Source organism: Corynebacterium sp. HMSC11D10 (genome assembly GCF_001806995.1).
GTDB classification, from domain to species: domain Bacteria; phylum Actinomycetota; class Actinomycetes; order Mycobacteriales; family Mycobacteriaceae; genus Corynebacterium; species Corynebacterium coyleae.
On record NZ_KV787061.1, the window covers coordinates 22,364 to 33,249 of the forward strand.

Consider the following 10,886-nt stretch of genomic DNA (forward strand, 5'->3'; position numbering starts at 1 on the left):
GTGAATATCTCGGTTGTCGGTGCGGGCATCATCGGTCTGTCTACTGCGCTTACGTTGGCGGATCGGGGCCACGCGGTCACGGTGTACGACCCGGCGCCGGCGTCGGGGGCGTCGCATTATGCGGGTGGGATGTTGGCGCCGACGGCGGAGGTCGTCTATAAGCAAGACCCGCTCTTTCCGCTGATGACGGCGTCTGCGGAGCTCTACCCGGATCTGATCAAGCTGACCGCAAAATATTCGGATTTGCCCACGGGCTATCGCACGGAGGGCACGCTGGTGGTCGCGCGCGATGTGGCGGACAAGACGCACCTGGCCGAACTCAGCGAGTACCAGGAAAAGCACGGTATGGCGGTGGAGAAAGTCACCACTCGTCAGGCGCGCGGCCTTGAGCCGGCGCTCTCCCCTGCCATTAACGGTGCGGTGCGGATTGCGGGGGATCACCAGGTGCAGCCGCGCTTGTTTACCAAGGCGCTCATGGATGCCTGCGCGAATGCCGGGGTGACGTTCATACACAAGCGCGTGGATAGTACGGACGAGCTGGACGGGGATCAGGTGGTCGTCGCTAATGGTCTGGGCGCGCGGGAGCTTGTGCCGTTTCTGGATCTGCGCCCGGTGTACGGCGACGTGCTGCACGTGCGTGTGCCGGACCATCAGTACCCGCTGCTGAACCATGTGGTGCGCGGGTTTGTGGAGGATCGTCCGATCTACCTCATTCCGCGCGAGGACCACACGCTGACTATCGGCGCGACTACACGCGAGGACGGCCGCGACCAGCCGCAGGTGCAGGGCGTTTACCAGTTGCTGCGGGATGCGATTGAGGTGGTGCCGGCGGTTGAGGAGTGCGATTTCCTCGAGGCCGGCGCCGGTGCGCGCCCGGGCACGCCGGATGATTTGCCGTACATCGGTCGTATCGACGAGCGCACCGTGGTGTCCACCGGTTACTTCCGGCACGGGATTTTGCTGGCGGCGTTGGGGGCTTGGTGTGGTGCTGGGGTCGTCGAAAAGCAAGCACCATTCATAAACTTATCTGCATGCGACCCGAGGAGGCACGAATGCAACTAACGCTCAACGGTGAAAGGACCACCACCGAAGCCACGACTGTGCAGGAGTTGGTGGCGGAGGTCGGCGCGCCTGAGGCCGGCACTGCCGTGGCGGTAGACGGTGAGGTCGTGCCGCGCTCGCAGTGGGGGCAGGCGCTTATCGACGACGCAGAGGTGGACATCCTCACCGCCGTCCAAGGAGGCTAGACGTGTTGGAGATTGCTGGTCAGCAGTTTGAGTCACACCTGATCATGGGCACGGGTGGGGCGAGTTCTTTTGACATGCTGGAGCGCGCCCTGGTGGCATCCGGAACGGAGATGACCACGGTGGCCATGCGCCGCCACTCCGCGACCACCGGCGCGGGTGAGAGCGTGTTTGACCTGCTCAAGCGTCTGAATATCCGTCCGCTGCCGAACACCGCGGGATGCCGCACGGCGCGCGATGCGGTGATCACGGCGAAGCTGGCGCGTGAGGCGCTGGGCACGGATTGGGTGAAACTGGAGGTCATCGCGGACGACCGCACGCTGCTGCCCGACGTGGTGGAGACCGTCGACGCCTGCGAGATGCTCGTGGACGAGGGCTTTACGGTGCTGGCGTACACATCCGACGACCCGGTGGCGGCCAAGCGCCTGGAGGAACTCGGTGCGGCGGCGGTGATGCCGTTGGGCTCCCCGATTGGCACTGGCTTGGGCATTTTGAACCCGCACAACATTGAGTTGATCTGCTCGCGCGCACAGGTGCCGGTGCTTATCGACGCCGGCGTGGGCACCGCATCCGACGCCGCCCTTGCCATGGAACTCGGGTGTTCGGGCGTGCTGCTCGCCAGCGCGGTGAACCGTTGCCAGGACCCGGTGGCCATGGCGCACGCGATGCGCCACGCGGTGGAAGCCGGCCGGCTCGCACGCGGCGCGGGGCGCATCCCGAAACGGGAGCACGCGGTGGCGTCGTCCACCTTCGACGGTTTGGCCAGCTGGGCCGACGAGGTGCTGTAAGTGCTCCCCCACGACGAACTCAAGCGCACCGCGCGCCAAATGAACCTGCCCGGCTTCGGCCCCGAGCAGCAAGAACGCCTGCACAACGCGCACGTGTTGGTCATCGGCGCGGGCGGCCTCGGCTGCCCTGTCATGCAAACCCTGGCCGCCACGGGCGTGGGCAACATTACGGTGTGGGATGACGACCACGTGGACATCACCAACATCCACCGCCAGATCCTCTTCGGTGCTCAGGACGTGGGCCGCAGCAAAGTGGAGGTGGCCGCCGAGCGCCTGCGTGCGCTGCAGCCGGGCATTACCGTCACCCCGGTCAAGGACCGCCTGACCACCGACAACTTCATCGAAGCCCTTGACGGCATCGACTTGCTTATCGACGGCTCCGATACCTTTGCCACCAAATTCCTCGCCGCCGACGCCGCCGAGATCACCGGCACGCCGCTGCTGTGGGGTTCGGTGCTGCGCTACCGCGGCGACATCGCACTGTGGCACTCCGGCCCCGGCGCGCCCGAGGGCGGCGTGGGCATGCGGGACCTCTACCCCACCCAGCCGGACGCGGATTCCGTGCCGGATTGCGCCACCGCGGGTGTGCTCGGGGTGACCACCTCCGTGGTCGGCTCGCTGATGTCCACCGAAGCCGTGAAGTTCCTCACGGGCATCGGCGAGGCGGAGATCGGCCGGCTGCACATGTACGACGCACTGACCACCACCATCCGCCGTTTCACCGTCCCCCGCGACCCGGCGCGCCCACTGACCACGCGGTTGAGCACCTACACCGATGCCTGCGCCGTGAGCACCGAGGGGCAGTTGCTTTACGACGACATCACTACCCGCAAAGCTCACGCCCTGGACATCCGCGAACCCCACGAGCGGGCGATCGCGGACCTGCCGGTCAACTCCACTCACCTGCCGCTGAGCGAGATCGAGCACGACCCCGAGGCGGTTTCTCGCACACTGTCGCAGTACGCCGAGGGCGACGAGGTGGTGGTCTATTGCGCGGGTGGGGTGCGTTCTGAAAAATTTGTGAAAACCTATGCGGAACAGGCGAAACAGCATGGGATTGTGCTGAAATCGCTGCCAGGAGGCGTGCAACGCTGGGGATAGCCTGGAATACTTCTGTTATGCAGATCACACGTACAGCCCCAGTAACCGTCGCTGCCGTCGCGATCCTTACCGCCACCGCAGCCCTCGCCCCCTCCGCCGCCGCACAAAACAACGTCGGTACCTACTCCAACCAGAACGGCAACGTGCGTTGCGAGTCCTACCAAGTCGGCGGCGAAACCAAAACCATTTGCGTCTCCGACACCGCCCGCAAAACCCAGCCGGAGTGCAACCCTCCAGAGCAGCTCATCCCCGCAGTGTCCATCAGCCGAGGCTTTACCGGCACCCACTGCTGGAACCAAGGCTTTGTGGGCCAGCCGAAGAAGCTCAACCCGCTGCAGGTGCAGCGCTTCGGCTCCGCGTTCATTGTCCCGGGCTTTACCGGTGAGCTCTACGTCTTCGACACCGCCAACATCGCGCTCGTGCGCGCAGGTTCCACGAACTCCGTGATCTGGAAGTTGCAGCGCTAACCACAAACCACACATCCGTTCGAGAATCCGCCTCCCGGTGTCGGAGGCGGATTTATAATGTCTCCTTGTCCGAACACAACCGAATAAGGAGGCGTTGTTGGGCGAACTGCTCAAAGCCGCAGTGGGGTGCATTGAAGCCCCGTCCCTATTTCCCCGAGAACTGAAAATTTTGATGCAGGTGGCGTTGCTTGCAGACGACACCACTGGCCCCACCCTCACCCCCACCGGCACCGTCCGCCAAGCAACAGCGGGCCGGGTGGAAAACTTCGGTGGGCCCCGCATGACCAACTGGCTGAAGCGCGACATCATCGATGCGACACTGCCCACCTTCACCGGCACGGGTTGGCTCCAGGAGGTCCCCGGCCCCGAAAACGACGGTGCTTACCAACTCAACCTGACACGGTTGAAGCGGCTTCTCGACGAGGCGGAGGCGCACCTTGCCACCGGCGAGCACGACCAGGAAGCGCTCGAGCAGGCGGATCGGGAACTGCCCGGCGACTTCGACACCGCGCCGGAAGATTTGGCCGAGCAGGTGGATCGGATCTTGGTCAGCAACCCGGCGCGGTAGGACGCCGGGTCGGGCACGGCAGGGCGCGACTCCTAGGCCGCAGTCCCCTCCTGACGGCGGATGCGGCCCCGGCGCCCAAACCACGCCGCCACGAAGGAGAGTACGAGTGCGACGAGCACACCGAGGTTCGCGTCCGCCCAGTGCTCCCCAACCAGTGGCAGGAAGTATCCCTGCCAGTTGTTCCAGGGAGCTTCCTCCGCAAACATGTTGGCCACAAGACCCCAACCGATCACCGAGGACACGGCAAGGATCCCGATCGAGGTCCAGTCCACGGCGCCGTAGCGACCTGCCGAATCGTACAACGCCGGCTCGTCGTAATCCTTAGTGCGGGCGAAGATGTCCGCAACGAGAATGCCTGCCCAGCTAGCCAGCGGCACGCCGAGGGTGATCAGGAACGACTGGAACGGCCCAAGGAAGCTTTGGGAGACGAAGACGACCCAGATGGTGCCGATGGTCAAAATGACGCCGTCGATAGCTGCAGCCGCCGGACGCGAGATCTTAATCCCAAGGGTGAGCAGCGTCAGGCCCGAAGAGTAGATGCCCAGCACCCCCCGACGGCGGCAAGCCGTAGATGGGGGTCTCCCCTGCCCTGTATGGCCCTGTAGCGGCCTAACAGGATGTCGCCAGGGTCAGTGTCCAGCGACAGCGCTAAAACCGCTCTAATTCAGCGAAAATCGAAGAATTAGAGCGGTGTTTTTTGAAGCGTCCTGGGTTCAGATTCAGGTAACTCAAGGATGAGTGTGAATCCGGGGTTTGTGTCTTTGAGAAGGCCCTTTAGAAGCCTTCAAGTACTTCGTAGAGGGCGGTGGCTAGGGTTAGTCGCCGTCGCTAGCTGTGCTTGGCTGTTAATGTCATGTCGACCAACTGCAGGAAGCGTATAACGTAGTCTTTGACAAAGCCTGCGGTGCCTTCATTGAGATGGCCGGAGTCTTCGAAGAGGGTGGGGGATTGGCCAAGGAATACCTCGGGCTGACCAGGAAGCGGCATATCGAAGTAGGACAGGGCGAGCCGGAGGTTCTTCTGTGAACTGTAGCCGCCCATGCGGCCTACAGAGTGACTGATGATACCTGCGGGAAGGTTCTTCCAAGCCACATCCGAGTTGGGCTTGGAACCGATGTCCACTGCATTCTTGAGACAGGCAGGGATAGTACGGTTATTTTCCGGGGTAACAAAGAGGACGCCGCTCGAGTTCTTGATGGTGTCGCGGAAAGTGGTGTACTCAGCTGGAATGGGCTTGTCCGTGACCGAGGGGTCATCGTAGTCGAAGTCATAGAGCGGCAAGTCACGGATTTCAACGATGTCTGCCTGGTAGTTTTCAGGAATCATTGTGAGCACTTCGTGTGCAATCTTGCGCGCAAATGAGCCGCGGCGCAGGCTGCCGACGATAACACTAATGCGTGGGGTGGTCATAGGAAGTCCTTTCTTCTTAGTTGGGCGTAGGTACGTGCGATCAAGGGAGAAAAGGCTTGCAGCCAAAGGCAGGCGGTGGCCCGGCGGTGTGGGCGGCAGTAAGAAAGTTATCCACTTTGTCTTCTTCATGGCGGAAGTACAGTTCGATGAGTCCTAACAGTCCCCCGAGGACGGCCTCCCGTGCGGCGGACGTATCCAAAAGCCGCATGGCTGCTGGTTGGTTTCCTTCGCGGATGGCTTCAAACAGCGCGATGGTCTCAAGCCAGCTTCCTTGGTCTGGTCGTGGAAACGGTTTAGAAATCCCAGTCATCATCACTCGTTTCTTCAGCGGTGCCAATGACATAGGAGGAACCGGAGCCGGAGAAGAAGTCATGGTTTTCATCTGCTCCAGGTGCTAGGGCAGCGAGGATTTCCGGGTTCACTTCCGTTTCTTCAGGTGGGAAGTAGTCCGGGTAGCCCAAATTCATGAGCGCCTTATTGGCGTTATAGCGAACGAATACAGCTACATCATCCATGAGCCCCAACGGCTCATATAGCTCGCCGGAATAATCCAGCTCTAGGGCATAAAGCTCTTCGAGCAAGGAAATAGTGAAATCATGCATCTCCTGTTGCCGTTGTGGAGCAGACGTTTCCAGTCCGCGCTGGTACTTGTAGCCTGAGTAGTAACCGTGCACTGCCTTGTCACGCAGAATGAGGCGAATCATGTCTGCCGTATTTGTCAGGGTGGCGTGGACGGAAAAATGCAGGGGAAGATAGAAACCCGCGTAGAGAAGCAGCGAGGAAAGCAGCGTCGATGACACTTTGCGCTTGAGTGGATCGGGTCCAAAATAATGAGTGAGCACTTTTTTGGCGCGTGCCTGGAGAAGGTCATTATTCACCGCCCAGCGGTATGCCTCATCAATTTCTTTCGTACTGCTCAAAGTAGAAAACACTGAAGAGTAAGAACGGGCATGGACTGATTGCATGAAGGCGATGTTGGTATACACGGCCTCCTCGTGCTCGGTGCGGGCATCTTGGATCTGACAGATTTCGCCCACAGTGGCCTGGACGGTGTCCAGGGTGGTGAGTCCCGTGAACACCCGCATGGTGAGGTTGCGTTCCTCCGGTGTCATCCTCTGCCACGCCGGGAGATCGTTTGAAAGTGGAACCTTTTCTGGCAACCAAAAGTTGGCGGTGAGGCGGTTCCACACTTCAAGATCCTTCTCATCGCTCACCCGATTCCAATTGATGGCGCGGATGCGGGCTGAAGGGTCATGCCGGTAACTTGGCGGCGTAACTGAGATGCTGGTTAGCTCAGCAGTGTTTGATGTTGAAGACATAGCTTCTTTCTTTCTTGATGGATGGTTGTGAATGAAGGAAGGACCGTGTTCCTACAGAGCACAGGAAACGCAGCCTTCGACCTCGGTTCCCTGGAGTGCAGGTTGGCGTAAACGGATGTAGTACAAGGTCTTGATTCCGGCTTTCCAGGCATAGATTTGTGCCTTGTTGATGTCCCGCGTAGTGGTGTCAGCGGTGAAGAACAAAGTCAGGGAAAGCCCTTGGTCCACGTGTTGGGTGGCCATAGCGTAGGTGTCGATGATTTTTTTGTACCCCACGGTGTAGGAGTCATCGAAATACTCCAAGTTGTCGTTGGTCATTTCCGGTGCGGGGTAGTACACGCGCCCCAAGCGGCCTTCCTTGCGTATTTCAATCTTGGAGGCAATCGGGTGTATGGACGCGGTGGAGTCATTGATGTAGGAAATTGATCCAGTGGGTGGAACTGCCTGCAAGTAGGCGTTGTAGATGCCGTCTTGCATCACTTGGTTCTTGAGCCGTAGCCAATCCTCGCGTTGAGGAATCTGCACGCCAGCCTCATGGAATAGCTGTTTTACGTGGTCAGTGGCCGGCGCCCAGTCTTGGTCGATGTACTTGTCGAAGTAGACGCCAGTGGCATAGGTGGATTCTTCAAAGCCAGTGAATCGTTGACCTTTCTCAACCGCTAGCGCATGGGATGCACGGAGCGCATGATAGGTCACGGTCAGGAAATAGATATTTGTAAAGTCCAGTGCTTCGGCGCAGCCATAAGGAATACGCTTGGAAGCCAGGAAACCGTGGAGATTCATTTGGCCCAACCCGATGGCATGCATGGATGCATTACCGTGAGCGATGGAAGGAACAGCTTCGATATTTGTTAGGTCTGAGACCTTCGTGAGAGCGCGCACCGCGGTTTCAACAGTTTCCCCAAAGTCCGGTGATTCAAAAGCTTTAGCGATGTTGAGCGACCCTAGATTGCAGGAAATGTCCTGGCCAACGGTGGTGTAGTTACCTGAGGCGCCGTAGGTGGATGGCGTGTTGACCTGGAGGATCTCACTACACAGATTGGACATATTGATATGTCCTTTGAGGGGATTAGCGCGGTTGACCGTATCCTCAAAGAGTATGTAGGGGTATCCAGATTCAAACTGAAGCTCAGCCAGCGTGGTGAAAAACTCGCGGGCCTTGATAGTCGTATGAGAAATTCGCGGATTGGAAACCAGCTCGTCGTAATACTCGGTGATAGACATGTCAGACATGGCTACGCCGTACTCGCGAGCGATGTCATACGGGCTAAAAAGATGCATATCCTTGTTCTCTTTGGCCAGCTGGAAGGTTATATCTGGAATAACAACTCCCAGCGAAAGAGTCTTAATGCGGACTTTCTCATCGGCATTTTCCCGCTTGGTATCCAGGAAACGAAGAATATCTGGATGGTGCGCATGTAGGTAGACGGCTCCAGCGCCCTGTCGAGCGCCCAATTGGTTGGCATAGCTGAAGCTATCTTCCAGAATTTTCATGACTGGGACTACGCCGGAAGCTTGGTTCTCAATCTTTTTGATTGGGGCTCCGGATTCGCGCAGATTGCTCAGTAACAAGGCCACACCACCGCCGCGTTTTGAAAGCTGCAGTGCAGAGTTCACGCTGCGGCCAATGCTTTCCAAATTGTCTTCGATGCGAAGGAGGAAGCAGGAGACCATTTCGCCACGCTGGGCTTTTCCTGCGTTGAGAAAAGTAGGGGTGGCGGGCTGGAAGCGTCCGGTCATGATGTCATCCACCAGCTTCTCCGCAAGCTCTTCATCGCCCTGTGCAAGGTACAAAGCTGTGGTGGCGACGCGTTCTTCGTAGCCTTCCAGAAATCGCGAGCCATCAAAGGTTTTCAGTGCGTATGAAGTAAAGAACTTAAATGCGCCGAGGAAAGTGCGGAACTGATGCTTGGCTCGGTGGGCTCTGTCGTACATAGTGCACAGAAAATCGTCATCATAAAGCTCAAGGAATTCCCGCTCGTAGTATTCGTTATCAACCAACCACTCCAAGCGCTGCTTGGTGGATTCAAACTGATGCATGCGGGGAGTGACATGGTGCAATAAAAAGTCTTGTGTTGCCTCAATGTCCTTGTCGAACTGGATTCTTCCCGAATCGTCGAATAGGTTCAGCTGCGCGTTGAGTGCATGGTAGCTCTTGCGCTTACCGACACCGCCGGCATCGTCTGCTGAAGCGGTGCGGGGCGTAGGGCCAATGGACTGTGTGGGGGTGGCCTTAAGTGGCGGCATTGTGGTTTCCAATCTGTGTGTTGCGGATGTGGTCTTCATTTTGTGGGAAATCAATGGGGTATAATTGTTAGTTGCTTTGCTGCTCCCAAAACTTGTGAAGGCCCTGCTTTACAGTGGCAACGTCCTTCTGCGTGCCGAGTAGCTCGAAGTGATACAGCTCTGGAACGTGGCACTTAGCGGAAATGATGCGGCCGGCGACGCAGTAAGCGCTTCCGAAGTTGGTATTGCCTGAGGTAATCACGCCCCGGATAAAGGAACGGTTGATTGGGTCATTGAGGAAGTCGATGACCTGTTTGGGGACTGCGCGTTTGAGCGAGCCACCGCCGTAGGTTGGAACGATGAGTACGTACGGGTGTGAAACCTGGATCATTCCGGTTTTCTTGGGCCGCAGTGGAATGCGCACTGCGGGTCTATCTAAGCGTTCGACGAATCTTTTTGTGTTTTCAGAAACGCTAGAAAAGTACACCAAATCTGGTGAGTCTGACATGACAATCCTGCTCATCCTGGCCTTAGCCATAAGTGGGATAGGTGATGATCGAAAAGATTAACTACGTACTACCGCAGTTGCAAACTACGCCGTACCGTAGTTTTTAAAAGGGCAGGTAGGGACAGGATTAATGAGAAAGGGAAAGACTACAGGCTGTGGTGTGCTACAAACACTGCGTCCGTAGCTGGACGCCCAAGTACTACCCACTGAGTACTGTCGGCTACCTGTACTTCGAGCGATTCTGAAAAGGGCGTTCCTTCGCGCGTGGTAAGAACAGCCCCAATGACGATGCCTTGCTCTTTGAGGAAGGCCAGCAGTTGTGGGTCGGAATCAGAAATGCGTTCCACGGTCACCTGCGGTTGTGCGCCGCTGTCGGTGAGACGGTGCGCACTGGGGATAGTGACCTGTCCATCAACCGTAGGGATAGGGTCGCCGTGTGGATCCCTAGTGGGGTAATTGAGGAACTTATCCACGCGCTCTATGAGCATGTCAGACACCGCGTGTTCAAGATTTTCGGCTTCATCATGGACCTCGTCCCACGTATAATCCAATGCTTGAACCAAAAAAGACTCAAGCAATCGGTGGCGGCGCACCATGACCAATGCGTACTGCCTGCCAAGTTCGGTTAACTCCACAGAGCCATAGGGCGTGTGTGACACGAGCCCTTGCTTCGACATTTTGCGCACTGCATCGGAGACCGAGGAGAGCTTGAGTCCCAGCTGTTTCGCTATAAGTGTGGCGGTAACGGGCTCGGATGACCATTCCTTTAGCCCCCAGATAGCTTTCAAATAGTTCTGGGTACTGGTGGACAGCTCAGAAACAGACATGAGTAAATGTTAACCCAGCTTCCGTATGCGCCTTAGGCGCTGTGCCCCAACGCTCATAGCGAACAGAGGCCAAGTTTGAGAGGAATGCCGGTATGAAGTGCCCCGGGTTTTGTTCCTAGGCGTTTGCCTTGATTTCTATTATTTCCTGTGGTGGGTTCTGCTTCCAAAATTCGGTTTCGACCTCGACCGGGGTTCGGTATCCCAAGCTTTGGTGAAGCCTTGTCTCGTTCCACCATGACACCCACTCGAACGTCGCGATTTCTACCTCGACAACATCATCCCACCTGCGAGCATGGATCAGCTCGTTCTTGTAGGAACCATTAACATTTTCTGCCAGAGCATTGTCATAAGAATCCCCGACCGTTCCGGTGGAAGCGGCAATCCCGTGCTGGGCAAGTCGCTCGTTGTAGACCACGCTGACGTACTGC

14 protein-coding genes are annotated in these 10,886 nt (G+C 57.9%); 6 read left to right on the plus strand and 8 right to left on the minus strand.

What is annotated here, in order from left to right; all coding sequences use genetic code 11:
• From thiO to HMPREF3120_RS08165, 6 genes are all read left to right on the plus strand, one after another.
• On the plus strand, positions 1-1,062 hold the full coding sequence (gene thiO / locus HMPREF3120_RS08140) for a glycine oxidase ThiO (protein WP_070452099.1): 1,062 nt from the start codon (positions 1-3) through the stop codon (positions 1,060-1,062).
• Entirely contained in the window at positions 1,053-1,247 is a 195-nt protein-coding gene (gene thiS, locus HMPREF3120_RS08145) for a sulfur carrier protein ThiS (RefSeq protein WP_070452102.1), read from the plus strand. The genes thiO and thiS overlap by 10 nt, the downstream gene beginning before the upstream one ends.
• A gap of 2 nt (positions 1,248-1,249) precedes the next feature.
• The gene (locus HMPREF3120_RS08150; protein ID WP_070452105.1) at positions 1,250-2,032 is read left to right on the plus strand and encodes a thiazole synthase; all 783 of its coding nucleotides are present in this window, start codon (positions 1,250-1,252) and stop codon (positions 2,030-2,032) included.
• Complete coding sequence (locus HMPREF3120_RS08155) at positions 2,033-3,133, plus strand: ThiF family adenylyltransferase (protein WP_246815449.1); 1,101 nt, start codon at positions 2,033-2,035, stop codon at positions 3,131-3,133.
• A gap of 17 nt (positions 3,134-3,150) precedes the next feature.
• On the plus strand, positions 3,151-3,600 hold the full coding sequence (locus HMPREF3120_RS08160) for a hypothetical protein (RefSeq protein WP_070422538.1): 450 nt from the start codon (positions 3,151-3,153) through the stop codon (positions 3,598-3,600).
• A gap of 97 nt (positions 3,601-3,697) precedes the next feature.
• Positions 3,698-4,168, plus strand: coding sequence for a hypothetical protein (locus tag HMPREF3120_RS08165; protein WP_070452108.1), 471 nt, complete (start codon positions 3,698-3,700; stop codon positions 4,166-4,168).
• A gap of 32 nt (positions 4,169-4,200) precedes the next feature.
• Here the strand turns inward: HMPREF3120_RS08165 and HMPREF3120_RS08170 are convergent, their stop codons facing one another.
• The 8 genes from HMPREF3120_RS08170 to HMPREF3120_RS08200 form a co-directional block, all read right to left on the minus strand.
• The gene (locus HMPREF3120_RS08170; RefSeq protein WP_141739410.1) at positions 4,201-4,716 is read right to left on the minus strand and encodes a cytosine permease; all 516 of its coding nucleotides are present in this window, start codon (positions 4,714-4,716) and stop codon (positions 4,201-4,203) included.
• Positions 4,717-4,996: 280 nt separating this feature from the next.
• On the minus strand, positions 4,997-5,578 hold the full coding sequence (locus tag HMPREF3120_RS08175; protein WP_022862715.1) for an NADPH-dependent FMN reductase: 582 nt from the start codon (positions 5,576-5,578) through the stop codon (positions 4,997-4,999).
• Between the two features lie 40 nt (positions 5,579-5,618).
• Entirely contained in the window at positions 5,619-5,891 is a 273-nt protein-coding gene (locus HMPREF3120_RS11990; RefSeq protein ID WP_168156421.1) for a hypothetical protein, read from the minus strand.
• Positions 5,872-6,897, minus strand: coding sequence for a class 1b ribonucleoside-diphosphate reductase subunit beta (gene nrdF, locus HMPREF3120_RS08180; protein ID WP_034666259.1), 1,026 nt, complete (start codon positions 6,895-6,897; stop codon positions 5,872-5,874). The genes HMPREF3120_RS11990 and nrdF overlap by 20 nt, the downstream gene beginning before the upstream one ends.
• 51 nt (positions 6,898-6,948) lie before the next feature.
• On the minus strand, positions 6,949-9,144 hold the full coding sequence (gene nrdE / locus HMPREF3120_RS08185; RefSeq protein WP_070452111.1) for a class 1b ribonucleoside-diphosphate reductase subunit alpha: 2,196 nt from the start codon (positions 9,142-9,144) through the stop codon (positions 6,949-6,951).
• Positions 9,145-9,211: 67 nt separating this feature from the next.
• Entirely contained in the window at positions 9,212-9,661 is a 450-nt protein-coding gene (gene nrdI / locus HMPREF3120_RS08190; RefSeq protein WP_070452114.1) for a class Ib ribonucleoside-diphosphate reductase assembly flavoprotein NrdI, read from the minus strand.
• 116 nt (positions 9,662-9,777) lie between these two features.
• Positions 9,778-10,458, minus strand: coding sequence for a metal-dependent transcriptional regulator (locus tag HMPREF3120_RS12480; protein WP_022862719.1), 681 nt, complete (start codon positions 10,456-10,458; stop codon positions 9,778-9,780).
• A gap of 115 nt (positions 10,459-10,573) precedes the next feature.
• The coding region (locus tag HMPREF3120_RS08200; protein ID WP_070452132.1) for an integrase core domain-containing protein at positions 10,574-10,886 on the minus strand (313 nt) is incomplete at its 5' end.